Origin of the sequence: Streptomyces sp. NPDC127100, from assembly GCF_042724095.1 — a bacterium.
In the GTDB taxonomy this organism is placed as follows: domain Bacteria; phylum Actinomycetota; class Actinomycetes; order Streptomycetales; family Streptomycetaceae; genus Streptomyces.
The window spans coordinates 259949-286573 of record NZ_JBHXFL010000002.1 but is presented as its reverse complement, the minus strand read 5'-3'; the positions used below and the strand labels follow the sequence as shown (position 1 = coordinate 286573).

Genomic DNA, 26625 nt, shown 5'->3' with positions numbered 1-26625 from the left:
ACGCGCGGGTACCCGCCCGCTTGAGGGGACCCGACCCCCCGCACGGCCCGACGAGGAGTACGACATGACCGCCCAGACCGACACCCAGGGTTCCGTCACCACCGTCTACAAGGTGAGCGGCATGAGCTGCGGACACTGCGAGGGCGCCGTCTCCGGCGAGATCTCCGGGATTCCGGGCGTCGGCTCGGTGCGGGCCGTCGCCGCGACCGGCGAGGTCACCGTCGTCTCCGAGGCCGCGCTCGACGACGCGGCGGTGCGCGCCGCCGTGGACGAGGCGGGCTTCGAACTCGTCGGCAGGGCCTGAGCGCCGCCGCCACCCGTCCCCGCAGCACCCACCGCCCCGCCGACCGGGACGCCCTCCGGCCCACGGGCCGCCGCGCCCGGCCCGGTCGGCCCCCTGGAGCCCGGACATGACCACCACCGCGGACACACCCACCGCCACCGAGCCGGACCTCGCCGAGGTCGAACTGCTCATCGGCGGGATGACCTGCGCGTCCTGCGCGGCCCGCGTCGAGAAGAAGCTCAACCGCATGGACGGCGTGACCGCCACGGTGAACTACGCGACGGAGAAGGCCCGCATCACCTACCCGGCGGCCACCCCCGTCGCCGACCTCGTCGCCACGGTCGTCCGGACCGGCTACACCGCGGAGGAACCCGCGCCGCCGCCGGAGCCCGCCGCCGGGGACGACGCCTCCCCGCACGGCGGGCGGGACGAGGACCCCGAGCTGTCGGCCCTGCGCCGGCGCCTGGTGGTCTCGGCGCTCCTCGCCGCCCCCGTCGTCCTGCTCGCGATGGTTCCGGCGCTCCAGTTCGACAACTGGCAGTGGCTCTCGCTCACCCTGGCCGCCCCCGTCGTCGTCTGGGGCGGGCTGCCCTTCCACCGCGCCGCCTGGACCAACCTGCGGCACGGCGCGGCCACCATGGACACGCTGGTCTCGCTCGGCACGCTCGCCGCGTTCGGCTGGTCGCTGTGGGCGCTGTTCTTCGGGGACGCGGGCATGCCCGGCATGCGGCACGGCTTCGACCTCACCGTCTCCCGCGCCGACGGCTCCTCCGCGATCTACCTGGAGGCTGCCGCCGGGGTCACCGCCTTCCTGCTCCTCGGGCGCTGGCTGGAGGCCCGCTCCAAGCGCCGCGCCGGCGCCGCGCTGCGGGCCCTGATGGAGCTGGGCGCCAAGGACGTGGCCGTGCTGCGCGACGGCCGGGAGGTGCGGATCCCGGCGTCCCGGCTGGCCGTCGGCGACCGGTTCGTCGTCCGGCCCGGCGAGAAGATCGCCACGGACGGCACCGTGGCCGAGGGCACCAGTGCCGTGGACGCCTCCCTACTGACCGGCGAGTCGGTGCCGGTGGACGTGACCGCCGGCGACACCGTCACCGGCGCCACGGTCAACGCCGGGGGCCGGCTGGTGGTCGAGGCCACCCGGATCGGCGCCGACACGCAGCTCGCCCGGATGGCGCGGCTGGTGGAGGACGCGCAGAGCGGCAAGGCCGAGGTGCAGCGGCTCGCCGACCGGATCTCCGGCGTCTTCGTGCCCGTCGTGCTGCTGATCGCGGCCGGCACGTTCGGGGGCTGGCTGGGCGCCACCGGTGACACGGTCGCCGCGTTCACCGCGGCCGTCGCCGTGCTGATCATCGCCTGCCCGTGCGCGCTCGGCCTCGCCACGCCGACCGCGCTGCTGGTCGGCACCGGGCGCGGCGCCCAGCTCGGCATCCTGATCAAGGGGCCGGAGGTGCTGGAGTCCACGCGGCGCGTCGACACCGTCGTCCTGGACAAGACCGGCACCGTCACCACCGGCCGGATGACGCTCCACGAGGTGTACGCCGCCGAGGGCACCGACGAGGAGCAGGTGCTGCGGCTGGCGGGCGCGGTCGAGCACGCCTCCGAGCACCCCGTGGCCCGGGCGGTCGCGGCGGGCGCCGAGGAGCGGACCGGGGCGCTGCCGGACGTGACGGACTTCGAGAACGTCCCCGGACGCGGCGTACGCGGCCGCGTGGAGGGCCGTGAGGTGGCCGTGGGGCGCCTCTACGACGAGCTGCCGGACGGGGTGGCCCGCGCCAAGGAGGAGGCCGAGAGGGGCGGTCGTACGGCCGTCGTGGTCGGCTGGGACGGCGCGGCACGGGGTGTCGTCGCCGTCGCGGACGCCGTGAAGGAGACCAGCGCCGAGGCGGTGGCCGAGCTGCGCCGGCTGGGCCTCACGCCGGTGCTGCTGACCGGCGACCACCGGCGGGTCGCCGAGTCGGTCGCCCGGTCCGTCGGCATCGACGAGGTGATCGCGGAGGTGCTGCCCGAGGACAAGGTCGCCGCGGTCCGGCGGTTGCAGGCGGAGGGCCGCACGGTCGCCATGGTCGGGGACGGCGTCAACGACGCCGCCGCGCTCGCCGTCGCCGATCTGGGCCTGGCGATGGGCACGGGGACGGACGCGGCGATCGAGGCGGGCGACCTGACGCTGGTGCGCGGGGACCTGCGGGTGGCGGCGGACGCGATCCGGCTGTCCCGGCGGACCCTGACGACGATCAAGGGCAATCTCGTGTGGGCCTTCGGCTACAACGTGGCCGCGCTGCCGCTGGCCGCCGCGGGGCTGCTGAACCCGATGATCGCGGGCGCCGCGATGGCGTTCTCCTCGGTGTTCGTCGTCACCAACAGTCTCCGGCTGCGCACGTTTCGCCGAGATCGCGGGTGAAGTGTGGCGAAGTGCCTCTGGAGTCCGGCACCCACAACACATAAGCTCTTCACAAGGCTCGCGCATCTTCCTTACGCTGGAGTCTCGTTCGGCGTATCGAGGCTCTTGCGTAGTTAACGGACATATGCAAGAGACGCAAGTCACAGTGATGCGAACGTAACCATCGAAGGGGTTCGAGGGTCTAAGTTGGCGATGTCAGGCAGCGTCTTGGGGGGCGCCTCCTGGCATCTGGGGATGTCTTGGGGGACTTTCCCAGAGTTGCGTTGCCGGGACACGTACACCGGGAAGCTTTGAGCGGCCCTCCCGGGCGTGCGCTGTCCCGGCAGACCGCAGGCAGCCGGCACGTGAGCAGCACACAGCGGTAGCAGTAGTTCGCAGGGGCACGGCGGGTTCCGCCCACCGTGCCCGGCACAGCGATTCAGGCGCTGTCCTCACAGACGCCCGGCCGGATCCCGTGGGGGGAATCCGCTCCGGGACATGGGAAGGCGCCCTGGTCGTCGGCCCGTGGGGGGACCGGCGCCGGGGCGCCTTCTGCCGTGTGCGGTCCTTCTCGTGCCCCCGGCATGGGTGAGTCCCGTACCGCTCGGGGCGGCACGGGACTCTCCGGGTGCGCTGCGGGGGTGCCTGCGGCTCAGCGCTCCTCGACCGGGACGAAGTCGCGCTCGACGACGCCCGTGTAGATCTGGCGCGGGCGGCCGATGCGGGAACCCGGCTCCTTGATCATCTCGTGCCACTGGGCGATCCAGCCCGGCAGCCGGCCGAGGGCGAACAGGACCGTGAACATCTCGGTCGGGAAGCCCATGGCCCGGTAGATGAGGCCGGTGTAGAAGTCGACGTTCGGGTAGAGGCTGCGCGAGACGAAGTAGTCGTCGGAGAGCGCGTGCTCCTCCAGCTTCAGGGCGATGTCCAGCAGCTCGTCGGACTTGCCGAGGGCGGAGAGGACGTCGTGCGCGGCGGCCTTGATGATCTTGGCGCGCGGGTCGAAGTTCTTGTAGACCCGGTGGCCGAAGCCCATCAGGCGGACGCCGTCCTCCTTGTTCTTCACCTTGCGGATGAAGGAGTCGACGTCGCCGCCGGAGTCGCGGATGCCCTCGAGCATCTCCAGCACCGACTGGTTGGCGCCGCCGTGCAGCGGGCCCCACAGGGCGTTGATGCCGGCGGAGATCGAGGCGAACATGTTCGCCTGCGAGGAGCCGACCAGGCGGACCGTGGAGGTCGAACAGTTCTGCTCGTGGTCCGCGTGCAGGATCAGCAGCTTGTCCAGGGCGGCGACGACCGTCGGGTCGAGCTCGTACTCCTGCGCCGGGACGGAGAAGGTCATGCGCAGGAAGTTCTCGACGTAGCCGAGGTCGTTGCGCGGGTAGACGAACGGGTGGCCGATCGACTTCTTGTACGCGTACGCCGCGATCGTCGGGAGCTTGGCGAGCAGCCGGATCGTGGAGAGGTTGCGCTGACGCTCGTCGAACGGGTTGTGGCTGTCCTGGTAGAACGTCGACAGCGCCGAGACGACCGACGACAGCATGGCCATCGGGTGGGCGTCGCGCGGGAAGCCCTTGTAGAAGTTCTTGACGTCCTCGTGCAGCAGGGTGTGCTGCGTGATCTCGTCCTTGAACGCGGACAGCTGGTCGACGGTGGGCAGCTCGCCGTTGATCAGCAGGTAGGCGACCTCCACGAAGGAGGAGCGCTCCGCCAGCTGCTCGATCGGGTAGCCGCGGTACCGGAGGATGCCCGCCTCGCCGTCCAGGTACGTAATGGCGGATTTGTAGGCGGCGGTGTTGCCGTAACCGCTGTCCAGTGTCACCAGACCGGTCTGGGCGCGGAGCTTCCCGATGTCGAAGCCCTTGTCACCGACGGTGCTGTCGATCACCGGGTAGGTGTACTCGCCGTCGCCGTACCGCAGTACTACCGAGTTGTTGGTGTGCTCGCTCACGTCTTCCCTCACCGACGTAGTGCCTCATCTTCGAGGTGCCCTGACTGTCTCTACCATCCCCCACTTGGCCCAGGAGAGTGCACTCGGGGTCGACCATCGGGCCTATTGGCGGCACTGAGTGCCGCCAACTTGCCCATCCTGCCCGCTCTCCCGTGGTTGCGGAAGTGCTCTGTGACCTTTGCGACTCGTTTGATCGATCATTTTTTTCCGGGCGGGGGGCCGCCGGGGCGTGGAGCTTGCGGGTCAGGCGCCCGCGAGCCGGAAGTCGAGCGCCGTGCAGCGCCGTCCGGCGGAGACCGTGCGCACCGCCTGCCCGATCGCCCGGCGCGAGCCGACGAGGACGACCAGCTTCTTGGCCCGGGTGACCGCCGTGTACAGCAGGTTCCGCTGGAGCATCATCCAGGCACCGGTGGTCACGGGGATCACCACCGCCGGGTACTCGCTGCCCTGGGACCGGTGGATGGTCACCGCGTAGGCGTGGGCCAGTTCGTCCAGCTCGTCGAACTCGTACGGAACCTCCTCGTCCTCGTCCGTCAGGACGGTGAGGCGCTGGTCCACCGGGTCGAGCGAGGTGACCACGCCCACGGTGCCGTTGAAGACGCCGTTCTCGCCCTTGTCGTAATTGTTGCGGATCTGGGTGACCTTGTCGCCGACGCGGAAGACCCGGCCGCCGAACCGCTTCTCGGGCAGGTCGGGGCGGCCCGGGGTGACGGCCTGCTGGAGCAGCCCGTTCAGCGTGCCGGCGCCGGCGGGGCCGCGGTGCATGGGGGCGAGGACCTGGACGTCGCGGCGCGGGTCGAGCCCGAACCTGGCCGGGATGCGGCGGGCGGCCACGTCGACCGTGAGCCGGCCGGCCTCCTCGGTGTCGTCCTCGACGAAGAGGAAGAAGTCCTTCATGCCGTCGGTGACGGGGTGCTGCCCGGCGTTGATCCGGTGCGCGTTGGTCACCACGCCGGACTGCTGGGCCTGGCGGAAGACGCGGGTGAGGCGGACCGCCGGGACGGGGCTCCCGTCGGCCAGCAGGTCCCGGAGCACCTCCCCGGCGCCGACGCTGGGCAGCTGGTCGACGTCGCCGACGAAGAGGAGGTGGGCGCCGGGGGGCACCGCCTTGGCGAGCTTGTTGGCGAGGAGCAGGTCCAGCATGGACGCCTCGTCGACCACGACGAGGTCGGCGTCCAGGGGCCGGTCCCGGTCGTAGGCGGCGTCACCGCCGGGCTTGAGCTCCAGCAGGCGGTGGACGGTGGAGGCCTCGGCACCGGTCAGCTCGGCGAGCCGCTTGGCGGCGCGGCCGGTGGGGGCGGCGAGGACGACCTTTGCCTTCCTGGCACGGGCCAGCTCCACGATCGACCGGACCGTGAAGGACTTGCCGCAGCCGGGTCCGCCGGTGAGGACGGCGACCTTCTGCGTCAGCGCCAGCCTGACGGCGGCCTCCTGCTCGGGGGCGAGGTCCGTGCCCGTGCGCCCCTTCAGCCAGCCGAGCGCCTTGTCCCAGGCGACGTCCCGGAAGCCGGGCATCCTGTCCTCGCCGGTGCGCAGCAGACGGAGCAGCTGGGCGGAGAGGGCCAGCTCGGCACGGTGGAAGGGGACCAGGTACACCGCGGTGACGGGATCGCCGCCCTCCGGGTCGGGCACCTTCTCCCGGACGACGCCGGGGTCCTCGCCGTCCTCCGGCTCGGCGGCGAGCTCGGCGAGGCACTCGATGACCAGGCCGGTGTCCACCTGGAGCAGCTTGACCGCGTCGGCGATCAGCCTCTCCTCCGGGAGATAGCAGTGCCCCTGGTCGGTGGCCTGCGACAGCGCGTACTGCAGTCCGGCCTTCACGCGGTCGGGGCTGTCGTGCGGGATGCCGACCGACTGGGCGATCTTGTCGGCGGTGAGGAAGCCGATGCCCCACACGTCGGCGGCGAGGCGGTAGGGCTGGTTCTTCACGACGGAGATGGAGGCGTCGCCGTACTTCTTGTAGATGCGGACGGCGATCGACGTCGACACCTCGACGGTCTGGAGGAAGAGCATGACCTCCTTGATCGCCTTCTGCTCCTCCCAGGCGTCGGCGATCTTCTTCGTCCGCTTGGGGCCGAGGCCGGGGACCTCGATGAGCCGCTTGGGCTCCTCCTCGATGACCGTGAGGGTGTCGGTGCCGAAGTGCCGGGTGATGCGATCGGCGAAGACCGGGCCGATGCCCTTGACGAGGCCGGAGCCGAGGTAGCGCCGGATGCCCTGGACGGTGGCCGGGAGCACGGTCGTGTAGTTCTCGACGTGGAACTGCTTGCCGTACTGGGGGTGGGACCCCCAGCGGCCCTCCATCCGCAGCGACTCCCCGGCCTGGGCGCCGAGCAGCGCGCCGACGACGGTCAGCAGGTCCCCGGCGCCCCTGCCGGTGTCGACGCGGGCGACCGTGTAGCCGTTCTCCTCGTTGGCGTACGTGATGCGTTCTAGGACGCCTTCGAGTACGGCGAGCCGGCGTTCGCCGGGGACGTCGCCCGTGGACTGGGTGGCCATGGTCCGACGGTATCGGTGGGGTGTGACAGGGGACGCCCCGGACCGGGTCTGCTCGTATTCTCGGGGCATGGACTACGCCAGGATGCGCGCCATCGCCCAGGACCTCGGGGCTTACGCGGAGCAACTCGAAGGCGCCTGGAGTGTCGAGATCGGGCCGTCCGGTCCGGTACTGGCGATGATGTGCCCATCGAAGCGGCGCGAGGGAGCGGTCCGCCGCATCCGCAGGCAGTTGGACGCGCAACTCCTCGACACCCATCCCGGCTACATCTGCGCGAACGGCCCCGAGATCGAGCATCCGACCATCGGACGCGTGCGTCGCCCCGCCGCGGTCGTGATCCCCGAAGCCACCCTTGACGAAGAGGGCCTGGCCGTCGACGCGACGCAAGTGCTGGCTGCCGTCGAGATCGTCTCGCCGTCCAACCCGACCAACGACTACGACGAGAAGCTGGCCGACTATCCGGCCATGGGCATCCCGCACTACATGATCGTCGACCCGCGCACCGGCACGGTCCAGGTGCACTCCGACCCCTGCAAGGGCCGTTACAGCCGTAAGGAGCCGTACATCTTCGGCGACTCGGTGCCGTTCGGGCCGTGGACGGTGCGAACGTCGGAGTTCCGCCGGTACGGCAGGGACGGCTGAAGGTCGGCCGGGTCAGGGCCGTAGCCGTACGAGTTCGTCGGCTCGGCGGTGGTCCTTCGGCCGGCCGAGGGCTCGCCGCATGCGGATCAGATCCTCGAGTGCGGCGTAACGGATGGCGAAGCCCGCCGGGTCATAAGTGGTCTCGGCCCGGGTGAGGCAGGTCGTGACGTCCATGTCGCCCCAGGGGAGAGCAGGGGTGCACAGGTCTCCGTCGGCACCCGTGACCCCGTACCCCACCTGCTCGCGGGTGAGATCGGGCAGTTCGGCGCAGCCGCACCGGGCGAGGGCGTCCCGCAGGGCGTCCGCCTCGTGAGGGGTGCCGTCCCAGAGGAGGTCGAGGTCACCGGTCAGTTCGGTGGAGCCGTGCATGATGCCGGCGACCTGTCCTATGACCACCGCTCGCGAGCCGGCCTCGTGGAGCGCCCGGAGGAAGGGGAAGGGGTCGAAGCCGAGAGCCCCGTCCGTGGCGAAGGTGCCCAGGGCGTCGTCGGCGTCCTCGGGGCGGTGCCCGGTGGGCGTCCGCTCTCGCGTCATCTCCTCGGTCCGGGCGATCGCCCGACGCAGGCGCAGGGCGGCGGTCTGGCTCATGCGCCCATCCAACACGCCCCGGCCTTGGCAGTGATCACATTTTCCCAAGGCGTCCCGCACCAACCGCTCGGCGATACCCGTGACGGCGGTGACCGACCGGCTGGGCGAGGCAGCTTGTCTGGGATGGGGCGACTGACTCCCGACTCGCCCGAGTCCGACGGTACCGGTCGGGCCCGAGCAATGGCTACGACGAGAAGTCGGCCGACCGTCCGGCCGTCAGACGGCGGCCGGATGCCCGGCGGCCTTGCCGGTGGCGTCCCGGCGCATGGCGGTCATGGCCAGGTCTGCCAGGCGGGGCATGAACGTGACGTCGAGTTCGTCGACGGGATGGAGCAGGCCCCGCTCGCAGGTGTCCGCCAGCCACACCTTGCAACGGGTTGCGTGGTAGGCGGGGTTGACGCCGATCTCCCCCTTGGGCAGGAACCCGTTGAACGGTGTCGCGATCTGCTGGTCATTCCAGTAGCTCCATGCCCGAAGGGCCTTGGCCTGCTCGAAGGCGAGATAGAGCTGCGGATACCGCTCCAGGATGCGCATCTGGCGGAACACCGCCTGCCCCAGCAGGGACGGCGCGGCCTCAGTGAGACTGTCGAAATCCTGAGCGCGGAAGGTGAAGGCGGTCGCGTCCTGGCGCGTGTCGAGGGACAGGGCGGTGAACAGGTGTGAAAGGCGGTCCCTGGTGTACTGGGCGACTCCGGGCGCCAGCGCGGGCTCGATTCGGGTGATCAGGTCGTGCAGACACTGGTGGTCCGGGTGGAAGCGGGTCAGGTCGAACAGCTTGTCCATGCCGCTCACCGCGGAGAACGCCAGGCGCTTGTAGAGGCGGTTGTTCATCTCGCCGACTGCCGCGTATGCCTTGGTCTCGGTGCTGGTGGAGTGCAGCATCAGGTACTCCGACAGCACCTCGAAGTACAGGTAGCCCAGGAACGGCAGGGCGGGGACGGCCGCGGCAAGCTGGTCGACGAACGTGTCCGGCGGTGTCCGTCGTCCGGTGGCGTTGGCCAGGAGCGTGTCCAGGAAGGGGGCGACCACCCGGATCTGTCGCAGTGCTCTTTGCCGCAGATGGGTGTCCTCGGCCTCGGTGAGCAGGGGCCGGTGCTCCCGGTAGGTGTGCAGGTGGATACGGCCGAGCCGCAGGTAGTCGATGCCCTTGGCCGGTGCCGGGGCGGTGGGGGTGATCTCGATGACCAGAGTGCGGGTGCGCGGCTTGGTCTCCAACAGATAGGCGCCGAGGTTGTGCGGGCGCAGCCCTGCGGGCGTCTGGGCCAGCGGTGCGCAGTACAGCGCGGCGAGAAGGCATCCGGATGAGGCGTACAGCTGGCCGCTGGCCCGGATGGCGTCCAGTGCCACCGTGGTGTGCATCAGATGGATCGGGCGTCCGCTGGTGAGCGTCTGGGTCATGGCGTTGTGGGTCAGCAGCCATCCGCCGGGGGTGTCGTTCTGCAAGCAGTAGCGCCAGTCGGCGTCGCTCTCGACGCACCCGGCGGGGACGAGCCGGGTGCCGGCGCGGGTGTGGTCGGTGTGGGCGTCGTCGAGGTCGGTGTCCACGGGAGTCTCCTACTGGGCGCGGGTGAGGAACTTGCGGGCGGCGCCAAGGGCTTGGCGGTGGCTGCCGCCGTCGAGAGCGGCCTGTTCGCTGTGCACGACGAGGGCGAAGGCGGCAGGGGGCAGCCAGTCGGGCACCGGAATGCGCAGCCGGGTCATGTCCGGCCACCACCGCTGGAGCGGCAGGCGGTAGCGGTCCAGGCAGTCGGCAGCCTTGAGCACGTCCACCAGGTGCGGAGCATCGCGGTAGGCGCGTTTCTGCCGTGCGGTGAAGCGGTCGTAGGGCACGTCGTGCACGGAGATGGCTTCCGCGGCCCGGTGCAGTGAGGCCGCCGGTACGTCTTGGTGCAGGGCGCCGGTGACCGTGGCGGTGTGGCGGAGGAACCACGACGCCGCGCGCTGCCCGTGGCCGGGGTCGTCCCGGTCGTCAAGCCGCCGGCAGTCGTGTACGGCTCCAGCAACGCACACTGCTGCGATGTCGTCGCTGTCGAGTCCGTGCTCCTCGGCCAGGAGCGCGGCGAGCAGACTGACGCGGGCGTTGTGGCGGATGCCGTGGTTGGAGCCCGCCAGGCGGGGGGCCGCGAACCAGGACCGATCCGGTACGAGCATCACCCCTGGGCGTGGCAAGCTGGGCGCGGCGCCGAAGTTCACCGGCCGGCTGCTTGCGATCCACTCAAGTGTCACCCGGTCCATCGGCTGGTGGGCGGGCAGTCGGCGCTCCTGAGCGAGTTCGCGCAAGCAGGCGCGGTGCGGAGTTCGGTCGGGCATGGCGTCCTTCAAGCAGATGGGTACCGACAGACGTGAAGCTGGGCGTGGCGATCGTGACGATGGGTACGCGGCCCAAGGAGCTGGCGGAGTTGCTGGCCTCGGTCCAGGCGCAGACAGACCCTGCGGCACGGGTCGTGGTGGTCGGCAACGGGTGCGCGGTACCGAACTTGCCGCCGTGGGTGGAGACGGTGCAGCTCGCCGAGAACACGGGGGTGACCGGCGGCCGCAACGCCGCCCTGGAGCACCTGCGGGACGTGGATCTGGTGCTGGATCTCGACGATGACGGCCTGCTCGTCTCCGACGACGTGTTCGCCAGGATCACCGCCCTGTTCGAAGCGGACCCGCGGCTGGGCATCGTGGGCTTCCGTATCGCGGACGAGACCGGGGTGACCCAGCGCCGCCACGTACCCCGGCTGCGGGCCGGTGATCCGATGCGCGGCGGCCTGGTGACCGGCTTCCTCGGCGGGGCCCACGTGCTGTCCACGAGGATGCTGGAGCAGGTCGGGCACTGGCCGGACGCCTTCTTCTTCGCGCACGAGGAGACCGACATGGCCTGGCGAGCGATCGACGCCGGCTGGCGCGTTCTCTACGACCCGCAGTTGCTGCTTCAGCACCCGCGCACCTCCCCGGCCCGGCATGCGTTCTTCTACCGGGTCAACGCCCGCAACCGGGTCTACCTGGCCCGTCGGCATCTCCCGGCGGCCCTGATTCCGGTCTACCTGGGGGTGTGGGTCACGGTGACGCTGGCCCGGACCCGCAACCTCGCCGGGCTGCGGGCCTGGTTCGGCGGGTTCGCCGAGGGGTGGCGCACTCGGTGCGGGCGTCGTCGGCCGATGCACTGGAGCACCGTCTTCCGGCTCACCCGCCTCGGCCGGCCGCCCGTGATCTGAGCGCATCAGGCGGCCTCACGCGCCTCGGCCCGCAGCCACGCCGGAATCGCCTCGGGAGTCCGCTCCAGCCACTCCAGGTAGCGGCGGACGCCGTCCTCGATGTCCGTCTGCGGGGCCCAGTCCAGCACCTCGCGCATGCGGGTGGTGTCGGCGCAGGCGCCGAGCGGGTCGCCTTGCGGGCGGGGGGTTTCGACGATGCGCGCGGCGGGGCAGTGGCGGCGCACCAGGTTGGCGACCTGCCGGATCGACGTGGCGCGGCCGGTACCGACGTTGACGGTCGCCCGGTGGGCGCGGTCGGTGACGGCCGCCAGCAGGGTCGCGGTGGCGATGTCGTCGACATGCACGAAGTCCCTCACCTGGCGGCCGCCGCCGTTGAGGTGCAGGGGGAGTCTGAGCGTGGCCCGCATGGCGAACCAGGCCACGACCCAGCTGTGAGAGTTCTCTTTGACCACCTGAGGCTCTCCGTACACGGAGAAGTAGCGCACGATGGCGTACGAGTCGTCGGGGCCGCCCAGGGCCAGCGCGGTCTGGTGCTCGCCCCACAGCTTGGTGTTGGCGTACACCGACGCGGGCCTCAGCGGGTCCTCCTCGCTGAACCGGGCCCCCGCCACCGAGGAACCGGCGCCGACCCCGTACACGCTCGCCGAGGACACGAACACCAGGCGCTTCAGGGATCGAGTGTGCCGCGCTGCGGCGTCCAGCACGGTCTGGGTGCCCTGGACGTTGGCCCGCAGGGCCGCTCCCGGGTTGCGGGTGCACTCCGCGACGTCGGCGAGGGCCGCGGCGTGGATGACGTAGTCGGAGCGTCCCAGCACGTCGTCCATCAGGGCCGTGTCCGTGATGTCGCCGGCGATGACGTCCGGGTCGGCCGGGGAGATGTGGAACACGGAGGAGCAGACCGGGGCGCCGTAGGCGTCCAGCCGGCCCACGGCCAGCGGCTTGGCGCCGATTGCGCGGAGCTTGTGGACGATGCGGCTGCCGACGAGGCCTAAGCCGCCGGTCACCGCGACGGTGGCACCGGACAGAGCAGCGAGGTGATCGGTTGCGTTCACGCGGAGGGGCACCCTTCTCGACACCGCCACGCGGGAACGTGGCGTGAGAATGCCGAGGACACCACCGGGCACCCGCCGCACTCCAGGGGACGACTGTGTGCCCGGTGTGTGGCCGCCCCGGCGAAACCAGCCCAACTCCAGGCCGAGTGCGGCATGGTGGTGGGGTATGACGAAGGCGGTATCGCGGGGGGCGGTATGGACCTGGACCGGCATCCGCTGGCACACCTGCGCCGGCAGCACCACTGGTCCATGAACGACCTCGCCAGCCTGATCCGGGCCGAGGCCCGACGGCGCGGTCTGCGCAGTGGCGTCGACCGCAACCGGATCTGGCTGTGGGAGACAGGCCGCACCACACCGAGCGAGGAAAGCCAGTCGCTGCTGGCGGATGTCCTCGGTATCCCCGACGCCGACCTTCGGCGCCTCGGATGGCCTGGTTGGCTGCCTGCCTTCGAAACGCCCGCCCTTTTCAGTCCGTCGGGCAGCCGAGCCGTCCTGAGAGAGGTGCAGGTCACCCGCATGGACCGACGATCCTTCCTGGTGCTCAGCAGCAGCGCCCTCGTGGAGATGGCCGCCGACTGGGCCCGCATCGAGCCACGCCACCTCGACCAGGCCCTGGGCGGGCGGAGCGTCGACGAGGAGCTGTTGCAGTGGCTGGAGCAGCGATCCGGCGAGCTGCGCGCCCTCGCCACCGGGCCGCACCCGCAGGTGTCCGGGCTCATCGACGCCCACCTGAACACCACCGTCGATCTCATCGCCCAGGACCGGTACACCGCAGCCGCCGGCCGCCGCCTTCACGCCGTGGCCGCCGAGCTGGCGCACTGTGCCGCCTGGCAGCGCTTCGACGCCGACCGGCACGCCGACGCCCAATGTCACTGGCAGGCCGCCGTCCACGCCGCCCACCAGGCGGGCGACCGCGACCTGGCCGCCGTCGCCCTGTCCGACCTCGCCTATCAGGCCACCTGGCTGTCCAGGCCCGCCGATGCGGTACGGGCCCTGGGGCACGCCCGCTCCCGCACCCGTACGCCGGCGGCCCGCTCCCTGCTGGACGTGCGCCTCGCCCGTGCCTGCGCGGTGCTGCAGGACACCCAGGGAACCCAGCGTGCGCTGGCGTCCGCCGAGAATGAGCTGGAGCGCATACGGCCGCAGGAGACACCCCCGGTGGTGTCCTGGATGTCGATGGCCGACGTCAACGCCGACGCCGGACGGTGCTGGCTCGACCTGGGAGACCCGGACCGTGCGGCCGCCGCCATCGACGCAGGACTGGGCGAACTGCAGCCGCGTCGCTCCCGCACGAAAGCGGTGTTCCTGACCTACCGGGCCGAGGGCGCGCTGCACGGGCGGGATGCCTCGGCCGCCGCCGCTGACGCCCGTGCCGCCCTCGACACCGCCCTGGAGTCGGGGGCGGCCCGCTGCGTCGATCTCGTCTCCTCGCTCATCAGCCGCCTCGACGACCGCACCGAGCAACCGATGGTCGAGTTGCGCGAGTACGCCCGGGAGCGGCTCGCGACCTGACGGGAACAGCACGGGCAAGCAGTGGGCGCAGGACAGCCGACACGGAGTTGCTGCGCCTCGCAGGACAAGCGCCTCGCCGTCCGCTGGGAACGCCGGACCGGGCTCCACGTCGCCTTCGCCGCCCTGACCTGCAGCCTCATCTGCTGGAGACGACTCAGGAAGGACCGATCATGATCGCGTCACGAGCCTCTCAGGGGCGGGGCGGCTGCGCCTTGAGGGCTTCGAGGAAGGGGGTGAAGACAGCGGTGGGGAAGGTGAGGGCACCTCTGGCGAGGGCTTTCGAGTCCCGGATGCCTATGTGGGTGGGGCCCGACGCGATCTCGACGCAGTTGTTGCCGTCACCACCGCCGGAGTAGGAGGACTTGCGCCAGTTGTCAGGGGGGGTCACAGAGCCTCACAGTTCCTTGGCCAGTCTCCGGATGAAGTCACGCGACCGGCTACGGTCGAGCGACACGTCCTTCACTGTACGGAAAACCGTTCGAAGAACTCCGAGTTGGGCTTCGGAGTCGATGAAGCCGGTCCCATGAGGCGCGTCGCGAACGACTGTGTCCAGTTTCGGCACGCCCCCGCCGGCCAGCATCATCGGGCTCCAGGTGCCACCGAAGCCGTCCAGGTCGAAGGGGATGACGCGCACGGTGATGTGGTCGGCCTCGGAGAGTTCCAGCACACGGGCCAGTTGCGCCCGCGCGACGGCTCGGTCACCCACCCTGATACGCAGAGCCGCTTCGTGGATGACGGCTTCGTACGGTGCGGGCGTCGGGCCGTCGAGGACTGCCTTGCGTCCCATCCGGTGGCGGACTCGCAGGTCCAGTTCGGCGAGCGGGAGTTCGGGGATCCGGGAGGAGAAGGCAGCGCGAGCGTAGTCCTCGGTCTGGAGCAGTCCGGGAACGAACAGGAACTCGAGGTCACACCGGTAGGTGGAGTAGTGCTCCAACTCGGCGAGGTCCAGAAACTGCGTGGGCAGGGAACCTCGGTACTCCTCCCACCACCCACGCGTCCGGTCGGTCGCCATGACGACGAGGGCATCGACGAAAGCCTCGTCCGTGCACGAGTAGTGAGCCGCGAGACGGCGCAGCCGCTCCTCACTCACCCCCGCGAGACCGGCCTCGATGTGACTGATCTGGACTCGGTTCGTCCCGAGCAGCGCTGCCGCCTCGATGGCGGAGAGCCCTGCCGCGTCACGAAGCCTGCGCAGTTCGATCGCCAACCTCATCTGGCGTGCAGTGGGCTCGCGCCTCAAGACCATCAACGGCTCCTCGGCTCAACGCACCTGTCGGGGCGCCTCGTTCGGGTTCAGGTTAGGTGATCCACTTGCTCCGTATGACATGTTAGCCCTACCGTCAGTGACGCGACGCACACCGTGCGGCACCGGGCCACCGGAAGCGCACCGCCCCGTCCTGCCTCGACGGCTGCGGCAATGACACCGGTCCCGCTCACAACCCCTCACCCACACGCCGGAGTTCCGCATGCCCGAGAACGAGCCCTGGGAGTACTCCCTCTACATCCCCAACGACCTCCGGGCCGTCACCGTCAGCCGCCGTACCCTCCGCCTGATCCTCACCGTGCACGGGCTGATCCGCCTCGTCGACGTCGCCGAACTTCTCGCCACGGAGCTGGTCTCCAACGCCGTACGGCACACCAAGGGCCCCGCCGCCCTGCGCGTGCGCTGGTCGCCGCCGGGGACGCTGCGGATCGGGGCGTGGGACGCGGATCCCGAACCGCCTGAGCCGCCCCGGCCGTTCGACGCTGCGGCCGAGCAGGAGGACGGGCGGGGCCTGGCCCTTGTCCGGGCCTGTGCCGACGTATGGGGCTGGCATCCGCTGGCCAGACACGGCAACCGGGGCAAGTACGTGTGGTGCGAGCTGGCGGCGGCCTGACGGGGCCGCGAGAAATGGCTTGTCCGTACGCAGGCTTCCGGCGGATGCTCGGCGGGTGAGTGGTGGCGGGGTCGGCCGGCGGCTCGTAGGGGCGGTGCGGGCAGGGGACGCGGGAGCCGTGCGGGCGTTGCTCGGTGCGGGGGCCGATCCGGACGTGGTCGGTGACGACGGGCTGCCGGTGCTGTGCGCGGCCGTCGCGGCGTACGACGCCGGTGTCGCCGACGCGTTGGTCGAGGGCGGGGCCGACCCCGACCGGGCGCTGCCGGACGGGACCACGCCGTTGTGGCGGGCCGTCGACGGTGGGTCTCCGGCCGTCGTCACCGCTGTACTGGGCAGAGAGCCCCGGCTGCGCTTGCCGGAGGAGACGCGCGAGCGACTGCTCGACCTCGCCCGCGGCTGGTACGAGACGGGCGCGGCCGAGGAGTTGCGGCGCCGGACGGGCGCGCCGGGGCCGGCGGAGACGGTCCGCGTGCGGGGCGACGCTCACGAGTACCACTGGATCGACCAGGTCTCGCTCGGCGGACGCACCGTGCGGGCCGGGCACGGCGGCATCCTGACCTCGCTGGAGTGGGCGTTCCGCGTCCTGACGCCCGTCGACGAGCTGATCGCCCGTGCCCTCGAACACCCGGACGAGGAGTACGCGACCTGGTGGGAGGTCACCTGGGTCCTCCTGCAACGCCGCAGCTTCGAGACCTGGTCGGCCGTGGTCGCCCACCGCCACCACCCCGACCCGGCGCACCGCCGCTTCGTGGTGGACTACCTCCGCACCCGGGGGGTCCTCGTGTGCGACTCCCCGTACGCGGAGACGGAGGGCGACCTCCTGGCCGCCTGGGCCGTGGAGGAGACGGACCCCGGGATGCTCGCGCGGGTGCTCGACGCCTTCTCCGAGTACGAACACCCCGCCCTGGAGGTCACCGCGCTGCGCCACGCCGGTCACCCCGACCCCCGGGTCCGGCGGCGGGTCCCCCCACTCTTCCTCCCCGGTGCGGGCACCTCCCTGACGGCCCGGGCCGGGACCGCGCTGCTCGCCCTCCTCCGCGACCCGGACGCCGCCACCCGGCTCCACGCCGCCAGGGTGGCCGTGGCGGACGACGACCTCCTCGCCCCGGCCGTGGGGGCGTTGCTCGCGCTGGCCGGAGGCCCGGACGCCGGGCTGCGGGGCGAGGCCGCGGTGCTGCTGGCCTCCTGCCGGGACCGCACGCCCGCCGTCGCCGACGCGCTGTTCGCGCTGCTGGACGAGGACGACCTGATCGCCCGACTGGAGGCGGCCTACGGCCTCGCCCTGCGCGACGACCCGCGCACCGCCGACGCCATCGAGCGGATCACGCCCCTGCCCCCCGGCTTCGAGGACGACCACCGGTGGTCCGCGCTCTGGCAGTGGAGGTGGGACAAGGAGCGTCCGGCCTCCGCGTGACGGGGCGCCGCCGGTGCCGTCAGAGCGCGGCGAGCAGGCCGGCCAGCGGCGCGGGGGTCCGGTCGGCCTCCAGGGCCTCGACGAGGACGCGCCCGTAGTGGATCTTGCGGCCCTTCTTCGTGCCGAGGAAGCGGCGCAGCCGCTGCGCCGCGGTGCGGTCGCGTTGGGCGGGCTGCTGGAGGAAGGTGCGCAGGGCGCGCTGGTCGCCCTCCGCCTCGACGAGCTCGGCCACCCGGTCCTCGCCCAGGGCGCGGACGAGTTCGTCCTCCAGGTCGGCCGCGCAGACGAAGAGGTCGTGCGGTGCCGCGTTCGCCCGCTGCAGGGCACGCACGTAGTAGCCCCGTTCCCGCTCGTCGCACAGCCCCGTGAGGCGCAGGTCCAGGCCGGACGGGCCGAGGAGGCCGGCGAAGCGGCCGACGCTCATCGCGCCGCCCATCGGCAGGACGCAGACGCCCTCCGCCGCCAGGTCCCGGCCCGCGCGTGCGGTCAGCGCGTCGACGGCGGCCGCGTCGCTCGGTCCTTCGAGCAGCACGGCCGTCCGTACGGACAGGCGCCCCGCCAGCTCGCGTGCGGGCCCGCCGGGGCCACCGGCCGCCCATGCGGTGACCGCGTCCCGGAACTCCCCCATGTCCGTCATGGAGCCGAGTCTGCGTCCTCGCCGGCCGGCGCGGTAGCGAATTTCCCCGCACCCGCCGCCCGCTCAGCGGTGCAGGGCGGCCTCCTGCCGCATGCCCAGGAGCTTCTCGGGATTGCGCACGGCGTAGAGACCGGTGATGCGGCCTTCGTCGAAGCGCACCGCCAGCACGGTGTCGAGCTCGCCGTCGAGCCGGAGGATGAGGGCCGGGTAGCCGTTGACCTGGGCCGGGCCCATGGAAACGGCGTCGCCCTGCTTCATCAGCCCGCCGATCACGAGACGGGCCACCTTGTCGGCCCCGACGATCGGCCGCAGGACGGCCTGCTTGATGCCGCCGCCGTCGCCCAGCAGGACGACGTCGGGCGCGAGGATGTCCAGCAGCCCCTGGAGGTCGCCCGTCTCGACCGCCCGCCGGAACGCGTCGAGCGCGTCCCGGGTCTGGGTCGGCGAGACGACCCCGCGCGGCCGGCGTGCCGCGACGTGCGCGCGTGCCCGGTGCGCGGTCTGGCGGACGGCGGCCGGGCTCTTGTCGACGGCCTCGGCGATCTCGTCGTAGTCCAGGTCGAAGACCTCGCGGAGCACGAACACGGCTCGCTCGGTCGGCGTGAGCGTCTCCAGGACCAGCATCATCGCCATCGAGACACTGTCGGCGAGTTCGACGTCCTCGGCCACGTCGGGCGTGGTGAGCAGCGGCTCGGGCAGCCAGGATCCGACGTAGGACTCCTTGCGGCGGCCGAGGGCGCGCAGCCGGCTCAGCGACTGCCGGGTGGTGATCCGGACCAGGTACGCGCGCGGGTCGCGCACCTCGGCGAGGTCGACCCCCGCCCACCTCAGCCACGTCTCCTGGAGCACGTCCTCGGCGTCGGCCGCCGAGCCGAGCATCTCGTAGGCGACGGTGAAGAGGAGGTTGCGGTGGGTGACGAAGGCGTCCGTGGCGACGTCCGTGCGCCGGCCGCCGAGCCGCTCGGTGCCCGCGTCGCCGTCCCGCTCCCGTCGGTCCTCGTTCTCGCTCATGACCAGCAGCTCCCGCTCGTTCGCCCGCGACGGTGTCATGCGCACAGGACGCCGGTCACCGCCGCCCTGTGACACCCGCTCCCCGTGGGATACGTCACATCGCACGTCCGTCACGGGATCCGGACCGCCGGCGTCTTGTGGTCGTTCCGTACCGACCACCGTGAGGACGAGGCCATGGACATCCGATTCAACCTCTTCGAGAACGAGCTCGCCGCCCGGTTCGCCAAGCGGTTCGCCGGCGCCGCCCAGCTCATCCACCAGTCGTCGCTGCCGAACTCCACGCAGGAGCTGGTGTCGCTGCGCGCCAGCCAGATCAACGGCTGCGGTCACTGCATCGACATGCACACCAAGGAGGCCGCGGCGGCCGGTGAGACGGCGGTCAGGCTCGCCCTGGTCGCGGCCTGGCGCGAGTCGACCGTGTTCACCGAGGCCGAGCAGGCCGCGCTGGCGCTCGCCGAGGAGGGCACCCGGCTCGCGGACGCCCACCAGGGAGTGTCCGACGAGACCTGGGCCCTGGTGCGCAAGCACTACGACGACGACCAGACCGCCGCCCTGGTGTCCCTGGTCGCCCTGATCAACGCGGCCAACCGGCTCGCGGTGATCGTGCACCAGCCGGGCGGCTCCTACGAGGCCGGCATGTTCGCCGCCGCACTGGGCTGACCGCCCCGCGGCGGGCGCCCTCGGCCCGGTCCGGCCCGGAGTCCTCCGGTCCGGGCCGGGCCGCCGCACGTCCCGCCGGCGCGGGCCACGGCGTCGACTTCCGGTCACGATTGGGTTTCAGCCACCCCTCCGCCTCTTGCCATCCGCTCGTGTAATCGATTCCAATCCTCCGTGTAATCGATTCCACGAGGAGGTGGCACGGCGATGGCGAGCATCAAGGACGTCGCCGCCGAGGCGGGCGTGTCCGTCGCGACGGTCTCGCGCGTCCTCAACGGCCACCCGTCCGTCAGCCCGGACGCACGCACGCGCGTACTGGCCGCCGTCGAGGCGCTGGGCTACCGCCCGAACGCCGTCGCCCGGTCCCTGCGCACCGCGCAGACCCGCACGCTCGGCCTGGTCATCAGCGACGTGCTGAACCCGTACTTCACCGAACTGGCCCGCTCCGTCGAGGAGGAGGCCCGCGCGCTCGGCTACAGCGTCATCATCGGCAACGCCGACGAGCGGCCCGACCTCCAGGACCACCACGTCACCACGCTGCTGGACCGCCGCATCGACGGGCTGCTGGTCTCCCCCACCGACGGCGGCTCCCCGCGCATGCTGGACGCCGCGCGCGCCGGCACCCCCATGGTCTTCGTCGACCGCTGGATCCCCGGCGTGGACGTGCCCGTGGTGCGGTCGGACGGGCGGGCGGCGGTCCGGGACCTCGTGGCGCACCTGCACGGGCTCGGGCACCGGCGGCTCGCCATCATCGCCGGGCCCGCCGCCACCACGACCGGCCGCGAGCGCGTGGACGCCTTCCGCGAGGCGCTCGGCGCGTACGGACTCCCCCTGCCCGACGCCTACATCGGCCAGGGCGACTTCCAGGCCGACAGCGGACGCCGGGTCACCGAGGGCTTCCTCGACCTGCCCGAACCGCCCGAGGTCGTCTTCGCCGCCGACAACCTGATGGCGCTCGGCGCCCTGGACGCCGTACGCGCCCGGGGGATGCGCGTCCCCGACGACATCGCGCTCGCCGCGTTCGACGACATCCGCTGGTTCGTGCACACCGACCCGCCGATCACCGCGATCGCCCAGCCCACGGGCGACCTCGGGCGGGCCGCCGTGCGCGCGCTGGTCGACCGCATCGAGGGCGGCACCGGCGAGTCCGTCACCCTGCCGGCCCGGCTCGTCGTCCGCCGCTCGTGCGGCGAGACCGCCTCCCCGCACGACCCGTCCCCGTCCCCGTCCCCGTCCCCCGTACGAAGGAGTACGCCGTGAGCAGCCGCGATCCCGACGAGTTGCTGCGCATCGAGGGCATCCGCAAGACCTTCCCCGGTGTCGTCGCGCTCGACAGCGTCGACTTCGACCTGCGCCGGGGCGAGGTGCACGTGCTCCTCGGTGAGAACGGCGCGGGCAAGAGCACGCTCATCAAGATGCTCTCCGGCGCCTACACGCCCGACGCCGGGCGGATCCTGGCCGGCGGCGAGGAGGTGCGCATCAACGGTGCGCAGGACTCCGAGCGGCTCGGTGTCGCCACCATCTACCAGGAGTTCAACCTGGTCCCCGATCTGACGGTGGCCGAGAACATCTTCCTGGGGCGCCAGCCGCGCCGGTTCGGCATGATCGACCGGAAGAGGATGGAAGCGGACGCCGCGGTGCTCCTGGAGCGGGTGGGCGTGAACGTGTCGCCCCGCGCGCGGGTGCGCGAACTCGGCATCGCGCGGCTCCAGATGGTCGAGATCGCCAAGGCGCTCAGCCTGAACGCGCGCGTGCTCATCATGGACGAGCCGACCGCCGTGCTCACCTCCGAGGAGGTCGAGAAGCTGTTCGCCATCGTGCGGCGGCTGCGCGAGGACGGCGTCGGCATCGTCTTCATCACCCACCACCTGGAGGAGATCGCCGCCCTCGGTGACCGGGTCACCGTCATCCGCGACGGCCGGAGCGTCGGCCAGGTGCCCGCCTCCACGCCCGAGGACGAGCTGGTGCGGCTCATGGTCGGGCGCTCGATCGAGCAGCAGTACCCGCGGGAACGCGGCGACGCCGGCGAGGCGCTGCTCAAGGTCGAGGGGCTGACCCGCGACGGCGTCTTCCACGACGTCGGCTTCGAGGTGCGGGCCGGTGAGGTCGTCGGCATCGCCGGGCTCGTCGGCGCCGGGCGGACCGAGGTCGTGCGGGCGGTGTTCGGCGCCGACCCCTACGACGCCGGGACCGTGCACGTCGCGGGCGCCCCGCTGCGGCGCCACGACGTCAACGCCGCCATGGCGGCCGGGATCGGGCTCGTCCCCGAGGACCGCAAGGGTCAGGGTCTCGTCCTCGACGCCTCCGTCGAGGAGAACCTCGGCCTCGTCACCCTCCGGTCGGCCTCCCGCGCGGGCCTCGTCGACCTCAGGGGACAGCACGACGCGGCCGAGCGGATCGCCGGCCAGCTCGGCGTGCGGATGGCCGGCCTCGGCCAGCACGTGCGCACCCTGTCCGGCGGGAACCAGCAGAAGGTCGTCATCGGCAAGTGGCTGCTGGCGAACACCAAGGTGCTGATCCTCGACGAGCCGACCCGCGGCATCGACGTCGGCGCCAAGGTCGAGATCTACCAGCTCATCAACGAACTGACCGCCGCCGGCGCCGCCGTCCTCATGATCTCCAGCGACCTGCCCGAGGTGCTCGGCATGAGCGACCGGGTCGTGGTCATGGCCCAGGGCCGGGTCGCGGGCGAACTCCCCGCCGGCCGGGCCACCCAGGACGCCGTCATGGCGCTCGCCGTCAGCACCCCCCACAGCAACGGAACGGAGGCCTCCCGTGGCCACTGACACGCTCGAGAGCAAGCCGGGCGCGCAGGGCGCCACGGGCGGTCTGCGCCGCCTGCTGCTCGACAACGGCGCGCTGACCGCGCTGATCGTCCTCGTCGTCGCCATGTCGGCGCTGTCCGGCGACTTCCTGACCGCCGACAACCTCCTCAACGTCGGCGTCCAGGCCGCCGTCACCGCGATCCTCGCCTTCGGCGTCACCTTCGTCATCGTCTCGGCGGGCATCGACCTGTCGGTCGGCTCGGTCGCCGCGCTGTCGGCCACCGTGCTGGCGTGGAGCGCCACCGAGGCCGGGATGCCGGTCGCGCTCGCGGTGGTGCTGTCCATCGCCACGGGCATCGCCTGCGGCCTGGTGAACGGTTTCCTCATCTCGTACGGGAAGCTGCCGCCGTTCATCGCGACCCTCGCCATGCTGTCGGTGGGCCGCGGTCTGTCGCTGGTCATCTCGCAGGGCTCGCCGATCGCCTTCCCCGACTCGGTCTCCCACCTGGGCGACACGCTCGGCGGCTGGCTGCCCGTACCGGTGCTGGTGATGATCGTGATGGGTCTGATCACGGCGCTCGTCCTCGGCCGGACCTACATCGGCCGTTCCATGTACGCCATCGGCGGCAACGAGGAGGCCGCGCGGCTGTCCGGCCTGCGCGTGAAGCGGCAGAAGCTCGCCATCTACGCCTTCTCCGGGCTGTTCGCCGCCGCCGCGGGCATCGTGCTCGCCTCCCGGCTGGCCTCCGCGCAGCCGCAGGCCGCGCAGGGCTACGAGCTGGACGCCATCGCCGCCGTCGTCATCGGCGGCGCCTCCCTCGCGGGCGGCACCGGCAAGGCGTCGGGCACGCTGATCGGCGCGCTGATCCTCGCGGTGCTGCGCAACGGGCTCAACCTGCTGTCCGTCTCCGCGTTCTGGCAGCAGGTCGTCATCGGTGTCGTCATCGCGCTGGCGGTGCTGCTCGACACGCTGCGCCGCAAGGCGGGGGCGACCACGGGGGCGGCCGGGGCGTCCGGTGACGGGGGCCGCGGCAAGCAGGCCCTCACCTACGTGATCGCGGCGGTCGTCGCCGTGGCGGTCGTCGGCGCGACCTCGCTGCTGCACAACAACTCCTCGGCGGGCAAGTCCCAGAAGATCGGCCTGTCGCTGTCGACGCTCAACAACCCGTTCTTCGTGCAGATCCGGGCGGGCGCGCAGGAGGAGGCGAAGAAGCTGGGCGTCGACCTGACGGTCACCGACGCGCAGAACGACGCCTCCCAGCAGGCCAACCAGCTCCAGAACTTCACCAGCGGCTCGCTCTCCTCGGTCATCGTCAACCCGGTGGACTCCGACGCCGCGGGCCCCGCGGTGCGCGGCGCGAACAAGGCCGGCATCCCCGTCGTCGCCGTGGACCGCGGCGTCAACAAGGCGGACACGGCCGCACTGGTCGCCTCCGACAACGTCGAGGGCGGTCAGCTCGGTGCCAAGGCGCTCGCCGAGAAGCTCGGCGGCCGGGGCACGATCGTCATCCTCCAGGGCCAGGCCGGCACCTCCGCCAGCCGGGAGCGCGGGGCGGGCTTCGCGGCCGGCCTGAAGGCCTACCCGGGCATCAAGGTCGTCGCCAGGCAGCCCGCGGACTTCGACCGCACCAAGGGCCTGGACGTGATGACCAACCTCCTCCAGGCGCACCCCGGCATCAACGGCGTCTTCGCGGAGAACGACGAGATGGCGCTCGGCGCGATCAAGGCGCTCGGCTCCAAGGCCGGCAAGTCGGTCCAGGTCGTCGGCTTCGACGGCACGCCGGACGGGCTGAAGGCGGTCGAGGCGGGCTCGCTGTACGCCTCCGTCGCGCAGCAGCCGAAGGAACTGGGCAGGATCGCCGTGCGGAACGCGCTGCGGGCCGCCGAGGACAAGAAGGTGGAGAAGATGGTGAAGGTGCCGGTGAAGGTGGTCACCAAGGAGAACGTGGCCGGCTTCGAGGGCTGACACGGGCACACGGCGTGTGCACGGGCGGGCGGTCGCGCGACCGCCCGCCCGCATCGATCGTCGCCACGCGGACTCCCGGGACGCACCGGGATCCACGGGGCTTCACGCGGCTTCACTCGGATCGGGGAGCGATTCATGTACGACTACGACCTGCTGGTCGTGGGGTCGGCCAACGCCGACCTGGTGATCGGCGTCGACCGGCGGCCGGGTGCCGGCGAGACGGTGCTGGGCTCCGACCTGGCCGTCCACCCGGGCGGCAAGGGCGCGAACCAGGCGGTGGCCGCCGCCCGGCTCGGCGCCCGTACGGCCCTGCTGGCCCGGGTCGGCGACGACTCCTACGGCCGGCTGCTGCTCGACTCGCAGCGGGCGGCCGGCGTCGACACGGTCGGCGTCCTGGTGGGCGGCGCCCCGACCGGTGTCGCGCTGATCACCGTCGACCCGTCCGGGGACAACAGCATCGTGGTCTCGCCGGGCGCCAACGGCCGGCTGGCCCCGGGGGACGTCCGCGCCGCCTCCAGCCTCTTCCACGCCTCCCGGGTCGTGTCGGCGCAGTTGGAGATCCCCCTGGAGACGGTCGTGGAGGTGGTCCGCTGCCTCGCGCCGGACAGCCGGTTCGTGCTGAACCCGTCGCCGCCGCGTCCGCTCCCGCAGGAGGTGCTGGCGGCCTGCGACCCACTGATCGTCAACGAGCACGAGGTGAAGGTGATCCTCGGCGACGCGTGCCCGAGCGAGCGCCCCGAGGACTGGGCCGGCCTCCTGCTGGCCAAGGGGCCGCGCTCGGTGGTCGTGACCCTGGGCGCGGACGGCGCGCTGGTCGCCTCGGCGGCGGAGGGCGTCCGCCGTGTCCCGTCGGTCGCGGTGGACGCCGTGGACACCACGGGCGCCGGCGACGCGTTCACGGCGGCGCTGGCCTGGCGGCTCGGCACGGGCGCGTCGCTCGCCGAGGCGGCGGCGTACGCGGCCCGGGTGGGCGCGGTGGCGGTCACGAAGGCGGGGGCGCAGGTGTCGTACCCGACGGCGGCGGAGGTCGAGGCGCTGTGAAGCGGGCCGGGATACTCAACCGCCACCTCGCCGGGGCGCTCGCCGAACTCGGCCACGGCGACGGCGTGCTGGTCTGCGACGTCGGCATGCCCGTCCCCGACGGCCCGCGCGTCGTCGACCTGGCCTTCCGCGCCGGGGTGCCGTCCTTCGCCGAGGTCCTGGACGGCCTGCTGGCCGAGCTGGTGATCGAGGGCGCGACGGCGGCGACGGAGATGCGGGACGCCAACGCGGAGGCCGCGGCACTGCTGGACGCCCGCTGCCCCGGCCTGCAACTGGTCCCGCACGAGCGCCTGAAGGAACTGTCGGCGGGCGCCCGCCTGGTGGTCCGTACGGGCGAGGCCAGGCCGTACGCGAACGTGCTGCTGCGCTGCGGGGTCTTCTTCTGACCCGGCCCCGGACGCTTCGAGAGGGCCCGGTCACCGACCCGGGCCCTCTCGTGTTCCCCTCCCCCTCAGGCCCCCGCGATCCCCCCGGATCTCCCCCCGCAGGCGTCCTGATGCCACGTACGACCCGCGGGGGGCGGGGAGGGTTGCACGGGTCGCGGGAATTTCTCCCTGCCGTCTCCGGAGGGCCTTGCGTAGAGCCCCACAGCACCTCTCATAGAATGATCTGCCCGATGGAGGCGAGCAGTTGGCCGCCGGTGCGAGCAGGACGGAACGGGGAGATTGGCCATGGGGTTGCCCGACACACCGACAGGTTCTGGCAAGAAGCCGGACCTGCGTGTTTCCGATGACGACCTGACCAAGCTCGCGGACGACCTCGACGACATGCAGGACCACCTGGACGAACAGATCAAGCGGATGGACGGCGTGGTGGACCGCATAGAGGCCGGCTGGCGTGGCCCGGCCGGGGCCGCCTACCGCGGTTTCCACCGGGCGGCGGCCGAGGACGCCGTGCGTATCCGTGAGGTCATTCGCCACCTCGAACAGGCGGTGCGCCTGAGCAGAGACGGCTTCACACAGCGCGACCTGGACGTGCTCGCCCAGCTTCAGCGCATCCGGGTCGACGTCGGCAGCGAGGTCGACAGACTGTCCACACCGCACGTGGAGGCCGGTACGGGCAGCGCTCCGACCGCTTCCCCGCGCAGCGTCCTTGATTCGTTCTGACGCCCTCGGCTTCGAAGACACATCAACATGAGCAGTCAGTGACGCACGG

24 protein-coding genes are annotated in these 26625 nt (G+C 71.9%); 14 read left to right on the top strand and 10 right to left on the bottom strand.

Annotation, left to right across the window (positions count from 1 at the left end):
- Window positions 1-64 precede the first annotated feature (64 nt).
- Both ACFWJB_RS04130 and ACFWJB_RS04125 read left to right on the top strand, forming a co-directional pair.
- Window positions 65-304 carry a heavy-metal-associated domain-containing protein gene (locus ACFWJB_RS04130; RefSeq protein WP_385465868.1) on the top strand — a complete coding sequence of 80 codons (240 nt, stop codon included), beginning with the start codon at window positions 65-67 and terminating at the stop codon, window positions 302-304.
- A gap of 106 nt (window positions 305-410) precedes the next feature.
- Window positions 411-2681 (top strand): heavy metal translocating P-type ATPase, encoded by a 2271-nt coding sequence (locus tag ACFWJB_RS04125; RefSeq protein ID WP_386920125.1) that lies wholly within the window; start codon window positions 411-413, stop codon window positions 2679-2681.
- A 631-nt stretch (window positions 2682-3312) separates the two neighbouring features.
- Here the strand turns inward: ACFWJB_RS04125 and ACFWJB_RS04120 are convergent.
- Complete coding sequence (locus tag ACFWJB_RS04120; RefSeq protein ID WP_385465862.1) at window positions 3313-4611, bottom strand: citrate synthase; 1299 nt, start codon at window positions 4609-4611, stop codon at window positions 3313-3315.
- A gap of 243 nt (window positions 4612-4854) precedes the next feature.
- Window positions 4855-7110, bottom strand: coding sequence for an ATP-dependent RecD-like DNA helicase (locus ACFWJB_RS04115; protein ID WP_386920123.1), 2256 nt, complete (start codon window positions 7108-7110; stop codon window positions 4855-4857).
- Between the two features lie 67 nt (window positions 7111-7177).
- On the opposite strand from ACFWJB_RS04115, the gene ACFWJB_RS04110 reads away from it, so the two are divergent.
- Complete coding sequence (locus ACFWJB_RS04110; protein WP_386920121.1) at window positions 7178-7750, top strand: Uma2 family endonuclease; 573 nt, start codon at window positions 7178-7180, stop codon at window positions 7748-7750.
- Window positions 7751-7762: 12 nt separating this feature from the next.
- On the opposite strand, the gene ACFWJB_RS04105 is transcribed toward ACFWJB_RS04110, so the two are convergent.
- The 3 genes from ACFWJB_RS04105 to ACFWJB_RS04095 all read right to left on the bottom strand — a co-directional run bounded on the left by ACFWJB_RS04105 (window position 7763) and on the right by ACFWJB_RS04095 (window position 10648).
- Window positions 7763-8338, bottom strand: a complete 576-nt coding sequence (locus ACFWJB_RS04105; protein WP_386920119.1) for a hypothetical protein — start codon at window positions 8336-8338, stop codon at window positions 7763-7765.
- A 216-nt stretch (window positions 8339-8554) separates the two neighbouring features.
- Entirely contained in the window at window positions 8555-9883 is a 1329-nt protein-coding gene (locus ACFWJB_RS04100) for a hypothetical protein (RefSeq protein ID WP_385465850.1), read from the bottom strand.
- A 9-nt stretch (window positions 9884-9892) separates the two neighbouring features.
- The gene (locus ACFWJB_RS04095) at window positions 9893-10648 is read right to left on the bottom strand and encodes a hypothetical protein (RefSeq protein ID WP_385465847.1); all 756 of its coding nucleotides are present in this window, start codon (window positions 10646-10648) and stop codon (window positions 9893-9895) included.
- 59 nt (window positions 10649-10707) lie between these two features.
- Here ACFWJB_RS04095 and ACFWJB_RS04090 point away from each other — a divergent pair, with 59 nt between their 5' ends.
- Window positions 10708-11538 carry a glycosyltransferase family 2 protein gene (locus ACFWJB_RS04090; RefSeq protein WP_385465902.1) on the top strand — a complete coding sequence of 277 codons (831 nt, stop codon included), beginning with the start codon at window positions 10708-10710 and terminating at the stop codon, window positions 11536-11538.
- Between the two features lie 5 nt (window positions 11539-11543).
- Here the strand turns inward: ACFWJB_RS04090 and ACFWJB_RS04085 are convergent, their stop codons facing one another.
- The gene (locus ACFWJB_RS04085) at window positions 11544-12590 is read right to left on the bottom strand and encodes an NAD-dependent epimerase/dehydratase family protein (RefSeq protein WP_385465844.1); all 1047 of its coding nucleotides are present in this window, start codon (window positions 12588-12590) and stop codon (window positions 11544-11546) included.
- 153 nt (window positions 12591-12743) lie between these two features.
- Between ACFWJB_RS04085 and ACFWJB_RS04080 the strand changes: the two genes are divergently transcribed.
- Window positions 12744-14102, top strand: coding sequence for an XRE family transcriptional regulator (locus ACFWJB_RS04080; protein ID WP_386920116.1), 1359 nt, complete (start codon window positions 12744-12746; stop codon window positions 14100-14102).
- Between the two features lie 190 nt (window positions 14103-14292).
- Here the strand turns inward: ACFWJB_RS04080 and ACFWJB_RS04075 are convergent, their stop codons facing one another.
- Both ACFWJB_RS04075 and ACFWJB_RS04070 read right to left on the bottom strand, forming a co-directional pair.
- Window positions 14293-14490 carry a DUF397 domain-containing protein gene (locus ACFWJB_RS04075; RefSeq protein WP_386920114.1) on the bottom strand — a complete coding sequence of 66 codons (198 nt, stop codon included), beginning with the start codon at window positions 14488-14490 and terminating at the stop codon, window positions 14293-14295.
- Window positions 14491-14496: 6 nt separating this feature from the next.
- Window positions 14497-15348, bottom strand: coding sequence for a helix-turn-helix domain-containing protein (locus tag ACFWJB_RS04070; protein ID WP_385465835.1), 852 nt, complete (start codon window positions 15346-15348; stop codon window positions 14497-14499).
- A gap of 220 nt (window positions 15349-15568) precedes the next feature.
- Here ACFWJB_RS04070 and ACFWJB_RS04065 point away from each other — a divergent pair, with 220 nt between their 5' ends.
- Together ACFWJB_RS04065 and ACFWJB_RS04060 are read left to right on the top strand one after the other, a co-directional pair.
- A complete protein-coding gene (locus ACFWJB_RS04065) occupies window positions 15569-15979 on the top strand; it encodes an ATP-binding protein (RefSeq protein WP_386920112.1) in 411 nt (136 codons plus the stop codon).
- 55 nt (window positions 15980-16034) lie between these two features.
- A complete protein-coding gene (locus ACFWJB_RS04060; RefSeq protein ID WP_385465832.1) occupies window positions 16035-17393 on the top strand; it encodes an ankyrin repeat domain-containing protein in 1359 nt (452 codons plus the stop codon).
- A 19-nt stretch (window positions 17394-17412) separates the two neighbouring features.
- Here the strand turns inward: ACFWJB_RS04060 and ACFWJB_RS04055 are convergent, their stop codons facing one another.
- Both ACFWJB_RS04055 and ACFWJB_RS04050 read right to left on the bottom strand, forming a co-directional pair.
- Complete coding sequence (locus ACFWJB_RS04055; protein ID WP_385465829.1) at window positions 17413-18030, bottom strand: TOPRIM nucleotidyl transferase/hydrolase domain-containing protein; 618 nt, start codon at window positions 18028-18030, stop codon at window positions 17413-17415.
- 63 nt (window positions 18031-18093) lie between these two features.
- Window positions 18094-19041: an RNA polymerase sigma-70 factor gene (locus tag ACFWJB_RS04050; RefSeq protein WP_385465896.1), complete on the bottom strand. Its 948-nt coding sequence runs from the start codon at window positions 19039-19041 to the stop codon at window positions 18094-18096.
- Between the two features lie 174 nt (window positions 19042-19215).
- On the opposite strand from ACFWJB_RS04050, the gene ACFWJB_RS04045 reads away from it, so the two are divergent.
- The 7 genes from ACFWJB_RS04045 to ACFWJB_RS04015 all read left to right on the top strand — a co-directional run bounded on the left by ACFWJB_RS04045 (window position 19216) and on the right by ACFWJB_RS04015 (window position 26576).
- On the top strand, window positions 19216-19701 hold the full coding sequence (locus tag ACFWJB_RS04045) for a carboxymuconolactone decarboxylase family protein (RefSeq protein ID WP_385465826.1): 486 nt from the start codon (window positions 19216-19218) through the stop codon (window positions 19699-19701).
- Between the two features lie 204 nt (window positions 19702-19905).
- Window positions 19906-20958, top strand: a complete 1053-nt coding sequence (locus ACFWJB_RS04040; protein WP_385465823.1) for a LacI family DNA-binding transcriptional regulator — start codon at window positions 19906-19908, stop codon at window positions 20956-20958.
- Window positions 20955-22484: a sugar ABC transporter ATP-binding protein gene (locus ACFWJB_RS04035; RefSeq protein WP_385465819.1), complete on the top strand. Its 1530-nt coding sequence runs from the start codon at window positions 20955-20957 to the stop codon at window positions 22482-22484. Before ACFWJB_RS04040 ends, ACFWJB_RS04035 begins: the two co-directional genes overlap by 4 nt.
- Window positions 22474-24429, top strand: coding sequence for a substrate-binding domain-containing protein (locus tag ACFWJB_RS04030; RefSeq protein ID WP_385465816.1), 1956 nt, complete (start codon window positions 22474-22476; stop codon window positions 24427-24429). The genes ACFWJB_RS04035 and ACFWJB_RS04030 overlap by 11 nt, the downstream gene beginning before the upstream one ends.
- A 135-nt stretch (window positions 24430-24564) precedes the next feature.
- Window positions 24565-25470, top strand: a complete 906-nt coding sequence (locus ACFWJB_RS04025; RefSeq protein WP_386920108.1) for a ribokinase — start codon at window positions 24565-24567, stop codon at window positions 25468-25470.
- Entirely contained in the window at window positions 25467-25856 is a 390-nt protein-coding gene (gene rbsD / locus ACFWJB_RS04020; RefSeq protein WP_385465810.1) for a D-ribose pyranase, read from the top strand. Before ACFWJB_RS04025 ends, rbsD begins: the two co-directional genes overlap by 4 nt.
- A gap of 285 nt (window positions 25857-26141) precedes the next feature.
- On the top strand, window positions 26142-26576 hold the full coding sequence (locus ACFWJB_RS04015) for a WXG100 family type VII secretion target (protein WP_386920106.1): 435 nt from the start codon (window positions 26142-26144) through the stop codon (window positions 26574-26576).
- Window positions 26577-26625: the final 49 nt, after the last annotated feature.